This is a genomic window from Capnocytophaga sputigena, assembly GCF_002302495.1.
Taxonomy (GTDB): Bacteria; Bacteroidota; Bacteroidia; order Flavobacteriales; family Flavobacteriaceae; genus Capnocytophaga; species Capnocytophaga sputigena.
In genome coordinates this window covers 2,671,966-2,694,310 of sequence record NZ_CP022379.1, presented here as the reverse complement: position 1 = coordinate 2,694,310, position 22,345 = coordinate 2,671,966, and the positions used below count along the sequence as shown (strand labels likewise).

The following is a 22,345-nucleotide window of genomic DNA, read 5'->3' as shown; positions in this document are numbered from 1 at the left end:
CTCTCATTATTTTATCAGTTTGCTTTATTATCTGAACAAAGTAAAGTTACCATAGAACTCACGTTTATCGTATAATTGATCGTTGATTTCGATGATATACCAGTAGTCTCCTGATGGCATTGGACGTTTTTCATAAGTACCATCCCAACCTTGACCTGATTCTAACACCACTAATCGACGTCCATAACGATCGAATATGTAGATGCGGGCATTTACATTATTGTCTAAATACTTAGGCTTCCATACCTCATTCTCTCCATCTCCATTGGGCGTAAAGTAGTTTGGAATTTCTATATCAAAATACTCTACCTCGTAAGTCGCTGTAACAGTACAACCTTCGGCATCCTCTACTCGTACATTCACTACCTTGTAACGACGACCTCCAATTTCTTTTTCAGGATCATTATGGTTGACTTTATACACCGGATTATCTCCTTTACTTACCTCATTGAAGTAGTATGTATAACCTCTAAAGTTATTCGTTCTACCGCCTTGTGCCAATACCTCTAATGTATTAAGTGTTGTATTGGTCGTTACTCGTGTAACAGTAAGCGGTGTGTAAGGATCAATTGTGATTGTTTCGGAAGCACTACAACTGCCTGTCATTCCTGGAATAGAGGATACTACCGTATAGGTTACTTCTACCGTTTGGGTAACTGAAGCTCTGTTGAAATTATCAATATAAGCTATATTACCTACCGTACGTGTGAATGTAGCTGATGCTCCTCCATTCAAACTATAAGTAATCTTACTATAGTCAGGTGATGGATTGTTGAAATGTACCTCTAAATAATCTACATAACTATTTGAGTTCGCTTGACAAGTACCATAGTATTTAAATTCGTTGATACTAACATCTGGCAACTCTTCTACTGTGAAGGTCAAGGTCTTAGTCATTGTACAGTCGTGGCTATCTTTTATTACTACCTGATAGTAACTATCCTTAGGACTTGGACCTAAATCATTGAAGGTATGACTTGTTCCTGTGGTTTCTACTTCAGGAGTTACCTTTTGTCCGTTGTCGGCTCTAATTATTGTAAGCGTATAAGTAGGGGTGCCTCCCGTGATATTTGTAATCTCTACCTTACCACTATCACTTCCTTTACAAGTTACAAACGTAGAATTGAGTGTGTTTATATCGGCAGTGATAGGCGATGGATTTACAAAGGTATAGCTTCCTGACACTGTAACTGAACAGTTTTGTGCATCATAGATATCCACTCGATAAGTTCCTGGTTCTATACCTTTGAAAGTTACCTCACTATCGGTGGTGGCTATCTCTGGTAAATCACTACCTGTTGCTGATATTCTTATTAACATATAGTGATAAGGTGGAGCACCTCCTGCTACTCCTGACACTTTGAGTGTACCATCTTTAGCATCTATACAAGTGATTGAAGTTGTCGCTACAGTAATGCTCGCTGTATTGATAGCATTATATGGGGCTACTGTTACACTAAGGGTTCCGGTAGCTGTTGTACAACCTAAAGCGTCTATTACGGTAATATTATAATTACCCGCTTTCACTTGTGTGATTTCTACTCCTGGTGATCCTTCTGGAATATCTGATTTTGTATATACATTTCCTGTTACTGGATCTGTAAGGGTTACTGTATAGACTTGTTGACCTCCGATGACTGTAAGGGCTACAACCCCATTTTCATTATTACAGTCTACCGATACTTTTTGTGATACATAAATCACTTTTATCTCGGCTGGGTTCGATGGTATCACAAATCGATGTTTAGCTACCTTACAACCTGTAGCATTTGATATTGCTTCAATATCGTAAGAGCCGCCTACTAGGGTAAGTGTTGTGGTATTACCCAATACTGTACCCGTAGTTGTCGCTCCGCCACTTACTGCTGTAACAGTATATGTAAAGCCTGCTGTTGATTGATCGCCATTAGAGAGATCTTTATCTACTAAGGTTATCGCAATGCTACCATTATCGTTATGACAAACAGCTCTCACTGGGTTATGAGAAGTCATCTCAAAGGTATTAGCATCTTTTACGGTATAAACTCCCGTAATACTACAGCCTGTCTTCTCGTTGAAGACCTCTATCGTATAGTTTGAACCTGCCAAGTTTTGTGAACCTGTGAGGGTCAAACTCAAGCTGGTTGCCGTTGTTGTGGTAATAGTTGCAAAGGCATTATCTGTTCCTTTTATCACGTAACGCAATGGTGTGCCTGCTATATATGTAGGTGTAGCTGTTACACTGATATTTATTACCTCATCTACCACACAAGTAGCTGATGTTGTTGTGGTAATACTTAGAGTTTGTAACTCAAAGGCTGGTGCTACTGTTACGCTTGTAGTGCTTGTAGCACAGGTGCCTGAAGCATCTTTTACTGTAGCGTAGAAAGTTCCTCCATTTAAGTTCGGAAGTGTATACTCTGTTCCATTTCCTAAACTATTGCCTCCATTATCAAAGAACTCAATGGTATATGGTGGAATACCTCCACGTATCTTAGTCGTATCTACACTTACTTTAGGTGTTGATAATCCATTTGTACCCTCACAAACATACTCTGTAGCACTAATCACTCCTACTTGCAATTCTAATGGCTCTGGAGAGGTGATTTCAGCTGTGAAATTAGCTATACAACCTGTTGAGTTTACTGTAAGTTGCAATACATATAATACTCCTATAGGTGTACCGTGCAACTGAGTGAAGGTAGCATTGTGAGTTCCCGCAGAGCTTGGTGTAGCTGTGAATGGAACTGCTGCTCCTGTAGTACGATCGGTAGCACTAAGGATACGGAATGTGTAACTATCACTATCAGTAGGCATTGCAACCTCTATAACACCAGTACCAGTAGCTGTAAGACCTAAATTACATTTTTCGTGATAAGATTGTACTACTAAGTTATCTATATTAGGCAATACAGGAGCAGGAAGGGTTACTTCTTTTACTATAGGACAGCTTTCTGTTTCGGCATCATAGATAGTAATGCGGTAAACACCTTCATCGGCTGGTGCTGGAATTGTAATGGTAGTAGTTCCTGCTGACAATGCTTGGTTTTGAACAATGATTTGTCCAGCTATGCTACCATTATCTATATGCTCTAAAGTATAGCTATAAGTACCTATTCCTCCAGCTACAGTTACGCTGATAGCAGCTGTAGGGGTTGCACAAGTTTTGACTTTGCTAAGTGTAGCCGAAGCGGTAATAATAGCTGTAGTACTGAAAGTAGCTGTAGTTACACAACCATTTACATCTTTTACTGTAATAGTATGTGTTATAATAGGATCTACTTCTACCTCAAACGCTTGGTTAGCTATCGTCCAAACAATCACTCTTTCGGCACTGCCATCTAAGCTATAGTAGTGTGCCCCTTGACCTATCTTATCAAGAGTCACCTTCACAGGGACTTTACCATTATGGTTGTTATATGCTTGACAAGACAATGTAGCAACATTATCAATATGGGGGGTATCAAAAGCTCCTATGGCAACCGTAGCAGATTGCAAACAACCATAAGCATCGCGTACATATACATCCCAAGTACCCGCAGGTAATTTGATATAATCTGAAGCCTGAATAGTACGAGTCATTACAGATGGAGCTGCTCCTCCTGAAGCTACATAACCATAAGTATAAGTAGCTGTACCTCCTGTGATATTCAACCACGCTTCACCCAAAGTATTACAAGAAGCTTTTTGAGTAGCTGTTGCAGATATCTGCATTTGCAAACGAGATTTTTTCACTTCGAAGTGAAGAGCTTGTGTACAGTTGCTTGGACTTTCGGTAAATACAATATAGTAATGACCTGCAGGCAAAGAAGTTCCAGCGGTTTGCGGTGTAGCTACTGCTGCCGCTGTACCCGCATCTACTTGCTGATGAGTATTATTATTGTATATCTTCCAAGTAATAGTACTACCAGCTTGCCAGCCACTAAGGGTATAATTTACTTTACCATCATTAGCTCCAGCACAAGAGGTTGTAGGCGTTTGAGATAAGGTTACTGCCAAAGTAGAGTGTGTAGGCACTGGTACAGTAGCCTCGTGTGTATAACGGCAACCCGTATCAGCATTGTATACTACAAAGGTATAACGCACTCCTGGAGTAAGGTTAGGTACATTAGCCTCTACTCCACCTACTACTGGGCTACCTTTATACCAAGTATCACTACCTCCTGTACTATTAGGAACAACCTTAGTAGATGTCCAAGGAGCTATTGGGTTTTGGATACCTGTACGATATACCGCAAAGTAAGCATTGGCAGTAGTAGTGAATGAGGCTGTACCTGCTGCTTTCACGTAAGCATTATGGGTAGTACTACAAGCTGTAGGTGTATCATAACGTACCGTAATAGAGGTAGTATTTGCATTCACTACTGTTTGCAAGTGAGTTTCACAACCATTAGCATCGACAATAGTAATATTGTAGTTACCATAGTTCAATCCTGTAAATGGCAGTGTAGTATTAGCTGCCTGACTATTATGAGTTACACTTTGTGTAGTGTTATGAGTTGTATTTTCTACCTTAATAGTATAAGGAGCTTTACCACCTGTAATCAATTTCACTGCTAAATCGGCAGTGGAAGAGTTACAGCTAATTTGCTTGGTAACTGTAACTGTAGCTGTAAGTTGAGGCTCACCATTTACTGTAAAGTTTTGTGTAAACACACAACCTCTGTCATCAGTGATTTTGAGAGTATAAACTCCAGGAGCTAAAGCCGTCATTGTATGTACTGCATTAGCAGCATCAAGTACTTGTACAGTGTGTGAAGACGTTCCTACATAATAATCGGATGGAGATAACTGTAAAGTTCCATTAGCACGATCACAAGTAGCTGCTGTAACAGTGAGTGTTCCTACAAGCAAACGCGGAGGATCACTGCGCAAAGTTACATACTGTTCTGCCTTACACTCACTACCATCAGGATAGTAAAGCACTTGGAATTTGAAATCAGTATTAGTTGTTGCATTTGTAGAATAAGGTATTTGACTTACAGCTGTACCTATTGTAGTATAGGTAGCTCCATTATCAGTGCTCACCCTAAAGGTTTTGATAGCTGCTGGGTCACCACCTTTTGCTGTAAGGGTATAGGTTACGCTTCCTCCTTTACAATCAGCGTACTGTTGATGAGTAGGCAATACTTGCAAGCTAAGAGCATCAAATACTTTAGTGCTTACAGTTGTAGCACAACCATAGCCATCGGTAATTGTAAAGGTGTGAGTGCCAGAAGCTACTTCTTCAGGATAAGTAAAGCTACCTGAAGAGAAAGCATAAACACTTGTACTACCTTGTTTTTGTACTTTGTAATTACCATTACCGCTCAAGACATTAATCAATACATATTTGGCATCACCAAATTGATAGCAATAAGAAGCAGGTTCGGCAGTAGCTGAAATAGTAGTTGGAGCTACAATCTCAAAAGTAGTTTGGGTAGTACAATTGTTGTTATCGGTTACTACTAAACTATAAGTACCAGGTGAAAGGTTAGGGAACTCTACTGGATTGATAGAAGGAGCTGACATAGCACTAAGTGTACCTGTTACAAGCCCTACTTGGAAGCGATAGTTAGGAGTACCACCCGTAGCCGAAACTCTCATTTTTGCTTTCTGATTATTGAAACAAGTAGCTTTATCGGTTACTACTACAGTAGGAGTAATTACACTAGGTTCACCTATTTTATAACCTCCAGCAAGTGATACTACACAAGAATTTTGAGTTGCATCTTGTACAGTAACTACACCATTTTGGGTAGCTGAAAGACCTGTGATGGTAAAGACTCCTTGAGCATTGAGAGTAGTGGTAGTCCAAGTAGTTTGATAAGGATCAATAGTATATTTCACTTGGTTAGAAACTGGATTCACTACCCTTATACCTATAGCACCATCGTGGCTACCATAACAGCTTACATTCTTGTCAGCTCCATATTTTTCAATACGCATTTGCTTATTAGCTTCTATATTGATGAGTTGCGTAATGCTATTACCACAAACTTTAGGTTGCTGGAATACTGTTATATTATCAATTACATAGTCGTTACCTAAATTATTATAGGTATTGACTGCTATATTTATAATTCTTATGATAAGTTGGTTATCACTAAATCCAGTTATTTCGGTAGCTGAAAAATCAGCTTTTAGAGTTGTCCAACCAGCTCCATTAGCAGCAGTACCTGCATATCTACTAACTAATAGAGAGCCATCACTCTTGCGAATTTCTACATTGAAACGCGGTGCTACTCCTGCTGTAGGGATTAGACTCATCACATCTAAACTCACAGTAAGAGGTTTATTCACTTCTATTCCATTCAAACGTTTTTCATATACCATTTCATTACCTCCACTACCTGCTATCGCCATATAGCGACCGCCTGAAGCGTCGGCAGGAGGAGTTGTTACCCAACCAGATTGGAGGGTTACTGCTTTGGTGAGGATATAATTACCATCTGAAAGAGTTCCAGTAGTTGCACAAGTGAAAGCTGTGTTAGCACCAGAGAGGCATTCGTCATTACCTGTACCAAAATCTTCTCTAAAGAGCACATTGGTAGTAGTATCGGTAACTACAGTTTTGTAGTATACTGTAAGAGAGTGTACCCCTGGAGTGAGTTCACGCATTACAGTAGTACCATTGATAGTTTGTGGAGTTTCACCATCAATGCTATACTCATAAGTTTGAGAAACTGTAGCTGAAATTGTAAGGGTTACTACCCCATTACCACTATCACAACGATAGGTAATAGAGCTTATTCCTACTGAAGGAATTACCTCAGGAGCTACCTTAATAGGTAATGTTATGCGACAGCCTTTGCTATCTTCTACGAATACATTACCAGAGCCTCCCATATAGCCTATAGCAGTTGTTCCAAAACTAGCTCCACCATCGAAACTATAACGGTAAGGAGCAGTTCCTCCTGACATATTAGCTACAGCTACTTTATATTGTTTAGGATTATTAGTATCACAAGATTTATCGGCTACTATAGAGGCAAAACCTTGTAATGGATTTTGAGTAGGTTTAATTACAATTGGTTTCTTGCTATAAGTACAAGTTGTAACCCCTACTTGGGCTTCTATAAATATCTCGTAAGTACCTGCAGTTAATCCTGTGAAAAGACCTCCTGGGCTTGTACGTGGGTTTGGCAATCGATTGCCGTTAGCATCAAGAGCATAGAGGCTCACTTTGCGTTTTTGGTTAGGAACATCGAATATAGTATTGATAATTCCTGTATTAGATTGGGTTGCACAAGCAATCTCGGCAGTTGCTGATACGGTAAATTTATGAGGATCTGGTGGTGTAACCATCACCTTATTAGAAAGTGCAAATGCACCATTACGCACATCACCTACTAAGAATACATATTCTCCTATTTGGGTGATATTAGGCACATCTATAGTTTTAGAACTTTCACCTACACTTTGAGTAGCAATAGGCGTAGAGGCTAAAGCTGCAGGCTCGTTAGCGTGCTGTTGTACACCATCTATCGTCCATAAGAAGAAACGATAAGGAGCTTCTCCTCCTTCTGCTTTAAATTCAAAGGTTGCTGTATTACACTGTTTAAATCCTTTGAAAGTAGCAGTCATTGTCATCTTGTTGAGTTTTTTAATCTCAAAAGAACCATTGAACTCACAACCTACCACTTGAGGAGAAGTTACTTTCACAGTATAATTACCTTTTGAAAGTCCGTTTATACGGGTTTCGTTACTAGTAGTAGTGATATTTTTCACTTCTGCACCATTCTCATCAAATATACGAATGTTATAGCTGATACCACTAGTATTCATTGATACTTTTACAGAGCCTTGGCTAAAATCAGTTTGGTGAATTACATCACCTACATTACCACCTAAACCAGCTGTGAAAACTTCAAAATAAAAGAAATTGGTACAACTACCACTTTGTACTTTTAAGCGGTATTTACCTGAAGTATTGAGTTGGAAACTATTATTAGTGTGTAATGGCAACCAACATTGGTCTTCTAAATTTCTACAATCAGAAGATGATTCGGTACAAGATCCATTCCATTGTTGCCATTGGAAAGTAGTGTTCACATAGTTTACGTTAATGGTTTTGCTATTACCATCACACAAATAGAAGTGGCTTGTCCAAATATTATTATCAGGACAAGTAACCCCTACATTGTTCGCTTGAGAGCGGATAGGATCGGTAGCATTTGTAGCTGCTTGGAAGTTAATCACCTCTTCACTAGTGATTTGAACACCATCACAAACTTTTGTTTTCTCTACTCTGTAAGTACCAGCTGTTCCAGCTCCTGTATACTGATAAGTAGTATAAGCTGGTTGATGAGTCCCATTTACAAACCATTTATAAGTATCAAAACCTTGTTCGGCAGTAAGATTAAGCGTATTACCTGGGCAGAACACTTCTTGACGTGAGCAACCCACTGTGTTGATAGTCATAGAATGAGTTCCTTCTTTGGCTTGAGGTGCTATATTACAACCAGGAGTTACACTACCATAATTCATTTGGTATCCCATAGTGAAGTAGTTACCACAAGGTTTAGAGGCTTCTACACAACCGCCGGTGTGTTTCATTGGGATTTTGATTACCTTAACAGCACCACCTGAAGGAATAGTAGCCCCTGGTATATTAAATAAGTAGGTTTTAGTTATAGGGTCATAACTTTGTCCAGGGGCAATAGCTCCTTGGGTAGCTCCTGTTAGATTAGGGCTACCATTAGTAATTATTTTTGCATTAGTAGGCAATTTCACAGTGAGTGAAGCAGTACTAATAGCATTCTGACCTGTATTTTGGTAAGAAATTTCGTATATAAACTCATCATTAGGATTGAGTTGTGTTACTGTTGCCCCTGCGCTATTGGTATAACGAGCATTTACAGTCATTTCTAAAGCACGTGATTGTACAATCACCTTGAAAGTACAAGTGCTTATATTACCATAAATATCAGAGAATGTATATACTACGGTATGAGTACCAATGCCAAACTCAGTATTAGGAGCGTGAGAGCGAGTTACACGTGTAGCATCATAACAAGTATCAGTAGCAGTAGGTTCTGTCCACGATACTTTTTTGCTACATTTGCCAGCATCAGCTATTACTGTAATATCAGAAGGACAACCTGAAATTACTGGAGGCGTTGTATCCTTAGGTAATGTAACCGTTACGGTTTTGGTCATCAAAGTATTAGTTCCTGAACAGCCTATATTATCTTTTAGTTTATATTCTACTTCAAAAGTAGTAGTTTCGGAGATAGGATTACTAAATACTTGCCCTGTACCAAGTGGAGTACTTGTGGTACGTTGTCCTGATGAGTTAAGTTGATACCAACGGACATCAAACAATAAGTCTGAAAGACTGAGGTAAAGAGTAGCTTGATCTCCTCTACAAGAAGGGGCAGCCCTAAGTGACACTATAGGATTAGAAACGTTATCAATTTTTACCTCTTCATCAAATTGTACTGTTTGACATTGATGTCTTACTCTTACCAAATAACTTCCATCTTGTAAGTTTCTAAATACAGTATAAGTATTATTAGGGTCTGTTTCTTGGAAAGTTTTAGTATCTATAGGTGTAGTAAGATTAGGTTTTTTATACAATGAAAAAGTAAGTGGATAAGTAATTTGTTGTCCTGTAACATCTACAGAAATAATACCAGAGCCATTTGCTGCACTACAAGCCGCTGATGAGTGTTGAGGCACTATTGAGGCTTGTGGTTTCAGTGTAAATTGTTTTTCTATATAATGATCGAATACATCAAATGTATTTTTCTTTGTTTGTAGAACTGATTTTACATTACCATTTACTATTTTGTTATTAGGTAATTGATAATATAAGTGAGTAAGTTGGATAGCATAATTACCTGGTGATAAGTTTGAAAAAGTATGAACTGGTAACCTACTCATAGTAGCTGGAGTATTGATAGCTTTGTAAACTCCAGTAGAAATCTCACTTTTTAATATCATTTGTAAATTAGTAGTGGTTCCATACATTTCTCCTACATCATAGGTAACATAACCACTATTACAATTAGAATTAACAGTAAGTTTATCGGTAAGTTTTCTCACCATACTTATTACTATAGTTTTGGTAGCAGTATTACCACAATTATCAGTAACAGAAAGAGAGTAAGTACCTGCTGGTAAATCTCCCCAACCAGAATAATTGATAGTTCCAGGATTTGTGAGAGTAAGTGGGAAAACAATTGTTTTAGTAACGGTTTCAGTAAAAGGCAAACGCGTAGCAAATGAAATGGCTTTACGTCCATCGGCTGGTGTTAAATTGATAGTAACAGGATAGCTTATATTTTTATCGCTACCTATAAATTGCCTAAATATAGTACCTGTATTTTCATAGATACCATAAGCGAACTGCCAATCATCTAATGCTTTTGCAGGATTAGAAGTATTAGGAAGCTGTGCATCAAACTCACGAGAGCAAATATCACTACAATTATTAGGGTGTTTATAACGGAAACGGTATCTACCAGGTCCAGAAGCAGTTAAATCGGCAGTAGCTCGACGTTGAACTTCTTGATATGTTCCTTGTCCACTCCAAGTTACTCCAGTGACTGTATTCCAAGTACCTCCTGTTAATTTTTCTACTGTAAAATTATATGGAAAGGTTCCCTCTGTATTATGAAAAGTTACATAAACATTTTTTTTAGTGCTTGTTACGAGATCTGTTAATTCACGAGAAGTATAAGAAGTAATTACTTCCCAAAGAAGTCGAGCGCCCCCTGGCACACAAGCATTTTGAGACAAATCGGCAACTGCCAATCCTCTATCATTAGTAGGAGCATTGCAAGAAGGAGGTGTTAAAAAATCATTAGAAAGTTCATAAGTTTCAGTAATAGTATTTACCCCTCCTACTACTGTAATACGTATTTTATCTCCTTTTTTGAATATATAATTTTTTACCTTATAAATTCCTTTTTCGAAATCAGGTATTATAGGACCTGCTGCTCTATTAAGGAACTCTATTTTTGCTTTACCATTAAAATAAGTAGTGTGTTGATAAGGAGCTTCTGTTACAAGACCTCCTGTTGTTTTATTTAATGAAAACTGAAGGTTAAAATTACAATTGTTCCCCATATTAAAATAGTAGGCACCTATTTTTATAGGGAAACACTCAGGAGTGTTTTGTGCGGCAGGTATATCCACAGGTATACGTTGGGTATCTCCACAGTCGGGGTTACCATTGGCTAAATCCTTAATTTCAACCGTCACCTTGCCCGAACGCAATTCTTTGCCTGCTTCTCCTTTTATACTAATAAAATTAGTAACAGGAGAAGGGCGTGTATAGGTTTTAGCAGGTACTAATATTGTACCTGCACTATTGAAGATAGTTATTTGAAAAGGACCTATACCTCCTGAAGGTATTTTAAATTCTATTTGTCCATCTATCAAACTATTACAACTAGGAGCTTTTACTTGCAAACTATTGATATTCATAGTTTTGTAGGTAGTAGTAAGCGCAATTTTCTTTACTACTTTCCTACCTGTAACAGCATCATTAACTGTTACAGTATAAGCACCTGCTTGTAAGCTATTAAACTCATAAGTTGCGGGATTGCCCGATATATTTTGCACACTTGGTGCTCCAGCAGGCTTTACAAGCTCTACTAAATAGTTTCCAGAAGCTGTACAACCTGAAGGCATAGGTGACTTAGGTTGCACTGTTACTTTCAACTTTGCATCTGAAAAACACTGCCCTGCTGTAGGTGTTAGTTGTACATCAAAACACTCTTGCGCATAAGTAGTGAATCCTGTTAAAAAACATACAATTGCTATTAGAAACTTTTTCATAAGGTAATATGAACTTTTATTGATACACATAAATAATTTACAAAAGTATATTTTTTTTATGAGAGTTACAATAGTTTCACATATACCTAAACTTAGTGAAAAATATTTTCCTAATCAAACAGTTGTTTATCAACGTTTTAAACAAAAGTTAAACCTTGTTAAACTATTGTTAAAGCAAGTAACGCTCATAAGTATACAGAAAAAGTCTTTTTTCATTTTGAGTTTTTAAAAAGTTATTAAGTTGGATGTCTTTAGAGGAGATTTTTTCTGTTTTTGTAAGATTAGTTTTAATTTTTAAAGAAGGTAAAATTAGAGTTTTTGGATATAAAAAGAGGCTGCCAATTCGACAGTAGCAAAGATACTATGAATTGGCAGCAAATATTGTAATAAGTGACTTGTTGATTGATTACAAGAATATCAAAATGTATATCAATCTTTATTATTATTTTATAAATTCTTTAATTGGCACTTTTTGGAAGTACAAATCTCCATCACCTTCGTAAAGAATACCTATATATTTATTATCTATTACTGTAAGACAAGAGTAACCCATAGCAGCTTGCTCATACAATAATACTGAGGGAAGTTTATCCCAAGTATTACCATCGTCATCACTTGTTTTGATAGTCATTTTTATTCTATTTTTTGCATCGTTAGGATTAGAGAAGAATAAATACTTTTTTCCCTTTTTATCTTTATAAGAAATAATGCTTGCCATACAATTAGGTTCAGTAAGAGCAGTGCGAGAGGTATTGTGCTCTACCCACGTTTTGCCCATATCGGTTGTAACGGCTACAGAACGCCCGTGATAATTATCAGAAAGTTCATAATTAGAGCGATTGCGGTCGTCGCGCATATTGAGCATTAGTGAACCATCGGAGAGTTCTACTACTTGCGCCTCAGTAGTGTGTGATTTGGCTCCTGTACCTACGTGCCACGTCTTGCCGTGGTCTTTACTATAAATAATAGTTGAATGAGGCACTTGATCTTTATCTTTAAACTGACCTGCAAATACCAAGGTACCATTGCTCATAGAGATACCTCTTCCAGGTCCTTGGAAAAAGAGTCTCCATTCAGGATTTTTGATTTGAGAAGTAATATTGATAGGTTCACTCCACGTTTTGCCATCGTCTTCACTTTTCACTAGTACTATTTGCCCTGTTTCCTCAGGAGTCATTCCACTTTTAGAGCCCCACCAACTCATTGTTTGAGGATCTAAGCCGTGCTGCCACAAGCCCATCACCCAAATAGTATTGGTTTGCTCGTCTACCAAAACTGCAGGATCTCCTACCCCATTAAGGCGGTTAGGTTTTCCTCCCCACTCACCCATATCAATCACTTTTTTCATAGGTTCCCACGTTTGTCCACCATCAGTACTGCGACTCATTCCTACATCGATATCTTCTTGCAAATCCTTGCAGTTGTTGTAACGATTATCATAAACGGCTATCAGCGTACCCTTATTAGTGGTTACAAGCCCTGGTATACGGTAACATTCTATCCCGTCTTGTTTACGCTGACGAAGAGCAATAGCAAAACGCTGTCCTTCTTTATTAGCATTGTTGAGCGTGATTTTTGCCTCATTAGTGATGAGTTTTACCTTTGATAAGTAGAGTTTTTGTAAGAGGTCTGGTTTTTGAGTAGTACGGGCAGAAACCCAAACAAAAAGCGTATCATTAGTAGCTTTGAAGTTTCCTTGTAGTTTGGTGTTACAACCGAGATTTGAAGTTTTAGCAAAAAGTGTTGCCTTTTCTCTTTTAGCGTTAGCTCCTACATAAACAGAGAGTTCAGATAGATTGAGCTTTTTACTTTTAAACTGCAAGAAAAGTTCTTTTATCTCTATTCCTTGCTTTATAGGTAGTACAAATGAGGTAATAGGATTATCTTTATCAGTAGCCAAAGGCATTTGTGTTTGAGTAAAAGTCATTCCCTTTTGGGCATAACCAAAGCCAAGGAAGCATAATGCAATAATGGTAAATAGTTGTTTCATAAGAAATTAATATATTAATTTTCCAATATATAGATTTATCAATTCAAAGTTATTTACAAAAAATATTTAGTAATTTCTCTGCAAAGGTATAATTTTATTTTTAAACTAACAAATAAAAAATATGTCTATTTATTAAATTTCTCATTAACAAATAGACACATTCTGGTGTAATCAGCTTAGTCAAAGATATAAGTCATATAAACATTAGAAACTTTGGCTAAGTGTGTGATATAAAATTATTAGGCTTTTTTCACGTATTGAGTGAGGATAACGATTTGTTGTCCATCAACTTTACCTTCTATATATTCAGCGTTTTCGGGGTCGAGAGTGATTTTGCGCACAACAGTACCTTGTTTAGCTGTCATACTAGTGCCTTTTACTTTCAAGTCTTTGATAAGCACAACATTATCACCATTAGCGAGTACTGCTCCGTTGCTATCTTTGTGAATTACCTTTTCGCTCTCTTCCAAATGGTCGTCGGAAGCCTGGGCAAAAGCCAATTCTTCCTCATCTAAATACATCATATTGAGAAGGTCGAGCGACCAGCCTTCGTTTTTGAGTCGGTTGAGGAGACGCCACGCCATTATCTTTACAGGGCGGTGTTCGCTCCACATACTATCGTTGAGGCAACGCCAATGGTTGCTATCCATCATTTCGGGATTTTGTATTTGACCAAGGCAAGTACCGCATACTAAAAGGCTATCATCTGTACTTTCGTTTCTAGCAGGAGGCACAGTATATACACTTAGGTTTTCAGTAGCTCCACAGAGCTCACAACAATTACCACTACGGGATTTTAAGATTTCTATCATTATTATTTTAAATTATCGTTTTTCAATTAATCAATGTGCAAATATATAACTTTCTTTTAAACTACACAAAAAGGCTCTATCTTTCCAAAATAAAAAACTTTGCCAAAGGTCGTAGCACAACAAGCTACTAAAACCTTTGGCAAAGTGTAATGGTGTTCATTTACTAATTTGCTAATTTGTTAATTTCCCAATTTCTTTTTACAAAGTCAGCAAGTTCTTTACCTTTGAGAAGACCTTGTGAGAGTCGTGCTAAATCAAAGGCTTGCTTGATAAGACTTTCTTTTTGAACTTCATCTTTAGAGTGGAGGATAGCATCGGTTAAAGGAGAATTGCTGTTTACCACTACGTGATACACTTCGGGGAAGCCTCCCATAGCGAACATACCACCTCCTCCGGTAGCACTCATTTCCTTCATACGGCGCATAAACTCGGGTTGATTGATAACGAACGGCGTATCATCACTGTCTAAATCTTCTAACTGCACCATATAGCCTTCTTTAGGAATTACCTTCTCGATTTCAACTTTCAGGGTGTTTTTTTCATCATCTGAGAGTTTAGCAATAGTAGGTTCTTCTTTTTGAATTAACTTAGCTACAGGAGCAGCATCTACACGAGTGAAAGTAAGTTTTTCATTATCTCCTTCTAACTTCTGTATCAAGTGCGATACGATAGGGCTATCCAATAACAACACTTCGTAGCCCTTTTCTTTAGCTTGCTCAATAGCTGTGTATTGTTGTTCTTTATTTTGAGCGTATAACACTACCAATGTATCATTTTTGTCAGTTTGCTTAGCTTTTATTGCTTCTTTTAGTTCTGCCAAAGTGTAATACTTGCCATCAGTAGTGGGGTACAACATAAAATCGGCTGCTTTTTCGTAGAATTTATCATCGGTAAGCATACCATATTCGAGCACTATCTTGATGTCGTTCCACTTGTTTTGGAAGTCGTCGCGATTATTAGTAAAGAGTGATTTTAGCTTATCAGCTACCTTACGAGTGATGTAATTAGCAATCTTCTTTACATTACCATCGGATTGGAGGTAAGAACGCGATACGTTTAGCGGAATATCTGGCGAATCTATCACCCCTTTGAGCATTGTTAAGAACTCGGGCACTATTCCTTCGACGTTATCGGTAACAAATACTTGGTTTTGATACAACTGTATGCGGTCTTTCTGCAACTGCATATCGTTAGTGAGCTTAGGGAAATAGAGGATACCGGTAAGATGGAACGGATAATCTACGTTTAGATGAATGTGAAACAAGGGTTCATCAAACTGCATTGGATAGAGTTCGTGATAGAATGCCTTATAATCCTCATCTTTCAAATCGGCTGGCTGTTTCGTCCAAGCAGGATTAGGGTTATTTACAATATTATCAACCGTTACATATTCCGTTTTATAATCCTCAGGGGCATTTTCAGGACGAGGTAACGGTTCTTGTTTCGTGCCAAATTTAATTGGGATAGGCATAAAGCGGTTGTACTTGCGCAATAACTCTTCGATACGGAAGTCTTCCAAAAACTCAGTAGAATCATCGGCGATGTGTAAGATAATTTCAGTACCGCGTTCAGTGCGTAGGTCGGTTTCCTCTAAGGTAAATTCAGGGCTACCGTCGCATACCCAGCGTACGGCTGGAGCATCGGTATAAGATTTAGTGATGATTTCCACTTGTTTGGCTACCATAAAAGCAGAGTAGAAGCCCAATCCAAAATGACCTATCACTCCGGCGTCTTTGGCAGTATCTTTATATTTCTCCAAAAACTCCTCAGCTCCTGAAAAGGCAATTTGGTTGATGTACTTTTCGACCTCTTCTGCCGTCATACCGATACCTTGGTCGGTTATATGAAGGGTTTTATTGTCCTTATCGACCTTCACTTCTATAATAGGGTTCCCATATTCTACTTTTGCCTCGCCTATGCTAGTTAGGTGTTTCAGTTTAAGAGTAGCATCGGTGGCATTAGAGATAAGCTCACGCAAGAATATCTCGTGGTCGCTATACAAGAATTTTTTAATAAGTGGAAAGATGTTTTCCACAGAGACGTTTATATTTCCTTTCATTTTTATTTAGTTAAGAGGTAAGAGATAAGAGGTTAAACCCATATCTCTTAATTTGTTATTTACTGGGCGAATATAGCGAAAAGAATACCAAAATAAGCAAAGGTGACAAAATGGCAGGTGTTTTTTTATGTTTTTATACTCCCCTCATTCTTAATATGGTATAAATTTTGTAGTTTGCTTTCATTGTCAAATTGATAAATCAGAAAATCAACTCATTATGATTATCATTCCTAAAAACTATGTATCGCCTTATGGCATTATGGACACTGAGCGCGCTATCAAACTCATCAAAGATACTTTTGAAAAAGCTTTATCTGAAGCCTTACATCTCACTCGTATCTCCGCCCCTCTATTTGTGAAACGCAATACAGGTCTCAATGACGACCTTAATGGTGTGGAACGCCCTGTGAGTTTTGAAATGAAAGATGCTGAAGGTCAAACTATCGAAATCATTCACTCTCTTGCCAAATGGAAACGCTTGGCACTGAAACGCTATGGCATCGCACTACACGAAGGCATCTATACCGATATGAACGCCATCCGTCGTGATGAAACTTTAGATAATACCCATTCTATTTACGTAGACCAATGGGATTGGGAAAAAGTTATCGCTCCTTCCGACCGTTCCTTGGAATACTTACAACAAACAGTCAACCAGCTTTATAACGCATTTTTAGAAACTGAAGCCGCTCTCGTTGCTCACTACCCTAAATGTAAGGCTTTTTTACCTAAAGAAATAACCTTCATCAGTTCGCAAGAGTTAGAAGACCGCTACCCTACTCTATCGCCTCAAAAACGCGAAGAAGTATTTGCCAAAGAAAAAGGGGCTATTTTTATCACTCAGATAGGTAAAACCTTGCGCTCAGGTAAAAAACACGACAACCGTGCCCCCGACTACGACGATTGGGAACTCAACGGCGACCTTATCATCTGGAATCCCGTGTTAAACAGCGCGTTAGAACTCTCGTCTATGGGTATACGAGTAGACGAAAAATCATTAGCACACCAATTGCAACTTGCTAATGCCGAACACCGCAAAACCTTAGACTATCACCAAATGTTGCTCAAAGGAAAACTCCCGCTCACCATCGGTGGGGGGATCGGTCAGTCGCGTATTTGTATGTTACTGATGCAAAAAGCGCATATAGGCGAAGTTCAAGCCTCTATCTGGACAGACGATATGCTGCAACTTTGCGAAGAAAACGGTATTCAGCTATTGTAATTCAATAAATTATTGTACTTTTGCAGTTATAAAACCAAATTATGCAATAGCCGAAAATTGAAAAAGAAGATGGCTAAAAAGATAAAATGCTTCAAGAATTTATACAAAACATAAAAACATATCGAAAAATTCCTATAACAGATGAACATATACAATACGATGTTGATAAAGGAAGTGTTGAAGTAACTTTTCAAACCAATAAAACGCATTTAAAACGATTTACTGCCTATAACAGTGGCAATTGCACTTATGAAGTTTTCAATATAGAAACTCAAAAAACAGACGTTTCAGAAACTACAAAATTTCAGACTTTCAATAGTTTAACAAGTATTTTTCATCGTTTTTACTATGCCGATTTTTCTGAAATAAGCACTTTTATTGATATGCTTTTCGCTGAAGGTTTTAACAGATTTAAAGGAAGAGAAGAAATACAAGGTTTTGATTCTGGAGATTTCTTTCACAAAGGAGAGGAAGAGACTATGTATTTCAAATACTTTCAAATCGTATGGAAAGATGCTTATTTAAATGAAAGAGATATGGATTTGTGTGATATAGAAGTATCTTATAGATTTTTAGACAACAAAAAAATAAAAGTATGGGTAGAATTGTGTGGAGGTGCTGATGGTATCATCTATAAAGAATTTTCAGCTGAAGGGCGCTTTGAAGAACTCAAACCTCAAATAACTGCCTTTGTATATGAGTGTTACAATCATTATAACGAAGTGATGAAAGAATATATTGTATTCCCTATTACTTCAAATCAATAAAGTGTATTCATTACTATGAAAAACAATATCTTTTGTACTATATCCTTATTAATAAGCAGTGTAACCCTTACTGCTCAAGAGTTGCTCCCTCTGCCTTTACGCCAAAAAGAAGAACTCAAAGTGCGTTCGTGGGTGCGTGAAACGCCTTTTGAACAGGTAATCGTAAAAGAAATAGGTAACCGTATCAGTGCGCTGAATGTAAACCCTAAAAACAATAACGAGTTTCTCGTCGCTCCTGAAAACGGAGGTATCTGGCTCACCCAAAATGGCGGCGAGACCTATACTCCTCTCTGCCCTACCCTTCCTACCCAATCTATCAGCGCTATCGCTATGGACTGGACTTCAGGCACTTTAGCACTTGCTACCCCCTACGGCATCTTCATCTCTGCTGACAAAGGCAAAACAACCAAATTCAGCGGATTGGCTAACGCACAGCACATCAGCAGTTTGTACATCAATCCTATCAACCCTCAAGAAATTATCGCTGGAGTATTAGGCAACCCCTACAAAGCCGACGAAAAACGCGGTATCTTCAAAACTACCGACGGTGGTAATACTTGGCAACAAAAGCTATTTGTAAGTACCCGTGCTGGTATTAGCCAAATCAGCCTCTCCCCCGATGGCAGTGTGCTTTTAGCCGTAGCGTGGGACGTGAACAGCAGTCAGTGGGACGACCTCCCTTATGGCAGCTATAGCGCTGTTTATAAGAGTGTTGATGGTGGAAATTCGTGGACAAAAATCACTGCAAACAACGGATTTATCAAAGGAAATAACATCGGAAAAATAGGGGTTACTTGTTTCAATTCGCAAATTTATTATGCCGTGGTTGATAACCGCAATCCTAAGAAAAAAGAAAACAATAACAGTCTGCAAAAAACAGCGCGTATCCACCTTACCGCTCAGGATTTCGATGCGATGAGCAAAGCCGATTTTCTCACTTTAGACAACAACCGATTGAACATCCTCCTGCACAATATCGGTCAGGATAAGAAATATACCGCACAAAACCTCAAGGATATGATAGCCGCCGAGGTTACTTCGCCTGCAAAACTTTTCAGTTATTTAGGCGTAAGCACTCAAGAGATTATAGGCGCTGAAGTGTATGTAACTAACGACGGCGGTAACTCTTGGCAAAAAGCTAATAACCAACCTCTCAACGATATGTACTATCAAAATGGAGAACAATTCGGAGGCATTGCCGTAAACCTCACCAATAAAAACCACTTGTTTATAGGGGGGTATCCTCTGCTCGAATCTGGCGATGGTGGCAAAACGTGGAGAAGCAAACAGCCGCTGTCTTTACAAAATAGTTATGAACAACTCTACTTACAACAAGGCACTTTGTTCTGTACTACCCCTAACGGACTACAACTCTCTTACGACAATGGTAAAAGTTTTGCCACTAAAAACGTACCTCAAGCCATAGCCTTCAATCAGTTGTGTTACGACCAAGCGAGCAAAACACCTTATTATGTGAGTGATCAAGCTGTATTGGCTCAGAACAACAGCCATTGGAATACTTTCAAAAGAAACATACATTCCCTTTCGTTTGGCAACGACAGCTATGCCGCCGAACCTTATGGCAAATTCTTCACTTTCTTCCCCGATAGAGACCAACTTTTCCCTCTCGGAAGTGCTTACTTTGGTGAAAATAAAGCTCCTTTGCGCTTCGGAGAAAAAGCACCACTGCTCATATCCCCTCAAAATAAAGATATCATCTACATCGGGAGCAATAAGTTACATATCTCAATGGACAAAGGTCGCAATTGGCGCACTATTTCCGACGATGTAACTAATGGTAACAAGCAGGGGAACAAGGCTTATGGCACGATTTCAGCTATTGCCGAATCGCCTTTTATGTTTGGCTTGCTCTATACAGGTAGCGATGATGGTATGATTTACACCACCGATAATGGGGGCGTATCGTGGAAACAGATTTACAACGCCTTCCCTCGCGCCCTAAAAGTGAACAACCTTATCGCCTCTAAGCACCAACGCAACCGCGTATTGGCAACCCTTATCAGCACCGATGAAACTCAAGGCGACCCCATTATTTTTATGAGTAACGACAACGGAAAAAGCTGGACAGACATTCACTCTAACCTCCCCGATGCCAAAGTGAACGTTCTTAAAGAAGACCCTAAGAACGAGCAAATTCTGTATGCCGGAACCGATAACGGCTTGTATATCACCTTCAATTTAGGCGAAAGCTGGCAACCTTTCAGTCAAGGACTACCCGAAACTGGTGTTGCTGATATTTATATAGACGACACAAATGGCGAAATGACAGTGGCTACTTTAGGACGTGGTATCTATCGCACTTCGGTGAAAATGATGCAAGAACTACGTGCAGCCATTGCTACTCAAGCCTTTTTCCCATTAGAAACCCCTATCACAATCCCTTATTCACCCAACTGGGGCAATGCCGCGAGCGAGTGGGATGACCCCGTACAACCTAAAGTGTATTTCTACGCCTTTGCTGTCAATGACAATGTGGAAGTGCCTATTAAAATAATGAAAGGCCGAGTAACACTCCAAACCTTCAAGTACAAGAGCAATAAAGGTTTTAACTATATTCCTTACGACCTGAGCATCTCGCCCGAAGGTAAATTAGCTTATGAAAAGAGCCTCCAAAAGATATTCCTATCCACCGCTACCGATGGTAAAGTCTATCTCCCTAAAGGGCGCTATACTGTAGTTTTCACCCTCCCTGATGGTTTTGAGGAAGAGAGAACTCTGGATATATTTTAATGAAACGATATACCGAAAAACATATTATTCTTTGGAAAGACGACACCTGGGTAACCTGTCCCGAGTGCCAAAAAATCGCCATTGTTACCAATTGCCAAGTACGTTGCCCACACTGTGGTTTTGAAAAGAAATCTGAAGAATTAGAGTTGTTTGCAGCTATCGTAAAACTCAACTGCCCTAATTGTGGCACCCCAATTGAACAACGACAAGGCGGACTAAAAGAAACCAATGAATTCCGGCAAGTAAAATGCCCCAAATGCAGCGAAGAATATCTCGTAAAACCCCAATACGAATCCTACCGACAGTCCAACCCCACTCCCTCTAACGGACTGAAATGCGATAGTACTTTCGGGTTGCCCTATTTTTTTCAAGAGAATGTGCGCGGCAACCTATTTTGGGCAAGAAATATGAGCCATTTAGAGGTAATGGAAGATTACATCGCCTCTGACCTACGCGAACGTGAGGGAATGACAATGGTAGCCAAGCTCCCCACCTTTGTAAAAAGCAAAAAGAACCGTGACTTAATACTAAAAATCTTGCGCAAATGGAAAGAAAAAGTATCAACCCCCGATTATAAACTCCCTTCCATAGCTACCGACCAAGTATACCTATTTTTCGCCGACGGCAATATAACCATTAGCGATTATTTAAAAGATATTTCTCACAAAATAACAAGTTCGGTAAATTACACCCAAATATATTCCCATAAAAACGGTTATCAATGGGTGTGTTTCTACAAATACAATCGTATAAAGAGAGCATTTACTAAGGAATGGTTAGCACAAATCCCTTTTGAAGTAAAAACCATCTACCTATATCATTACGATAATACTTTTAGCGATGTCCAAAACATACTAAAAACCTTTCTACAACACTACCTACAAGCAAACACACCCAACAGTCTATATATCAGTATTGGCGAAAAGTTATATTCTGTTGAAAGTTTTATAATGAATCAGTTTTAGAAAATATGAATTGACAAATTGACAGGTTTGT

8 protein-coding genes are annotated in these 22,345 nt (G+C 38.6%); 4 read left to right on the top strand and 4 right to left on the bottom strand.

Annotation, left to right across the window (positions count from 1 at the left end):
* Positions 1-27 precede the first annotated feature (27 nt).
* The 4 genes from CGC57_RS12045 to htpG all read right to left on the bottom strand — a co-directional run bounded on the left by CGC57_RS12045 (position 28) and on the right by htpG (position 16,609).
* Entirely contained in the window at positions 28-11,748 is an 11,721-nt protein-coding gene (locus CGC57_RS12045) for a T9SS type B sorting domain-containing protein (RefSeq protein ID WP_095899519.1), read from the bottom strand.
* A 442-nt stretch (positions 11,749-12,190) separates the two neighbouring features.
* Positions 12,191-13,738: a sialidase family protein gene (locus CGC57_RS12040; RefSeq protein ID WP_095899316.1), complete on the bottom strand. Its 1,548-nt coding sequence runs from the start codon at positions 13,736-13,738 to the stop codon at positions 12,191-12,193.
* Between the two features lie 239 nt (positions 13,739-13,977).
* Positions 13,978-14,550, bottom strand: coding sequence for a PhnA domain-containing protein (locus CGC57_RS12035; RefSeq protein ID WP_095899315.1), 573 nt, complete (start codon positions 14,548-14,550; stop codon positions 13,978-13,980).
* Between the two features lie 163 nt (positions 14,551-14,713).
* Entirely contained in the window at positions 14,714-16,609 is a 1,896-nt protein-coding gene (gene htpG, locus CGC57_RS12030; RefSeq protein WP_095899314.1) for a molecular chaperone HtpG, read from the bottom strand.
* Positions 16,610-16,826: 217 nt separating this feature from the next.
* On the opposite strand from htpG, the gene asnA reads away from it, so the two are divergent.
* The 4 genes from asnA (at position 16,827) to CGC57_RS12010 (ending at position 22,314) form a co-directional block, all read left to right on the top strand.
* Entirely contained in the window at positions 16,827-17,831 is a 1,005-nt protein-coding gene (gene asnA / locus CGC57_RS12025) for an aspartate--ammonia ligase (protein WP_095899313.1), read from the top strand.
* Between the two features lie 86 nt (positions 17,832-17,917).
* On the top strand, positions 17,918-18,598 hold the full coding sequence (locus CGC57_RS12020; protein ID WP_095899312.1) for an immunity protein TriTu family protein: 681 nt from the start codon (positions 17,918-17,920) through the stop codon (positions 18,596-18,598).
* Positions 18,599-18,613: 15 nt separating this feature from the next.
* Entirely contained in the window at positions 18,614-21,349 is a 2,736-nt protein-coding gene (locus CGC57_RS12015) for a beta propeller repeat protein (RefSeq protein WP_095899311.1), read from the top strand.
* Complete coding sequence (locus CGC57_RS12010; RefSeq protein ID WP_111995389.1) at positions 21,349-22,314, top strand: TFIIB-type zinc ribbon-containing protein; 966 nt, start codon at positions 21,349-21,351, stop codon at positions 22,312-22,314. Before CGC57_RS12015 ends, CGC57_RS12010 begins: the two co-directional genes overlap by 1 nt.
* The last annotated feature ends 31 nt before the right edge of the window (positions 22,315-22,345 follow it).

Coding starts and splice junctions, on each gene's coding strand:
- CGC57_RS12045 (WP_095899519.1), bottom strand. CDS start 11,748: ATGAAAAAGTTTCTAATAGCAATTGTATGTTTTTTAACAGGATTCACT.
- htpG (WP_095899314.1), bottom strand. CDS start 16,609: ATGAAAGGAAATATAAACGTCTCTGTGGAAAACATCTTTCCACTTATT.
- asnA (WP_095899313.1), top strand. CDS start 16,827: ATGATTATCATTCCTAAAAACTATGTATCGCCTTATGGCATTATGGAC.
- CGC57_RS12035 (WP_095899315.1), bottom strand. CDS start 14,550: ATGATAGAAATCTTAAAATCCCGTAGTGGTAATTGTTGTGAGCTCTGT.
- CGC57_RS12015 (WP_095899311.1), top strand. CDS start 18,614: ATGAAAAACAATATCTTTTGTACTATATCCTTATTAATAAGCAGTGTA.
- CGC57_RS12020 (WP_095899312.1), top strand. CDS start 17,918: ATGCTTCAAGAATTTATACAAAACATAAAAACATATCGAAAAATTCCT.
- CGC57_RS12040 (WP_095899316.1), bottom strand. CDS start 13,738: ATGAAACAACTATTTACCATTATTGCATTATGCTTCCTTGGCTTTGGT.
- CGC57_RS12010 (WP_111995389.1), top strand. CDS start 21,349: ATGAAACGATATACCGAAAAACATATTATTCTTTGGAAAGACGACACC.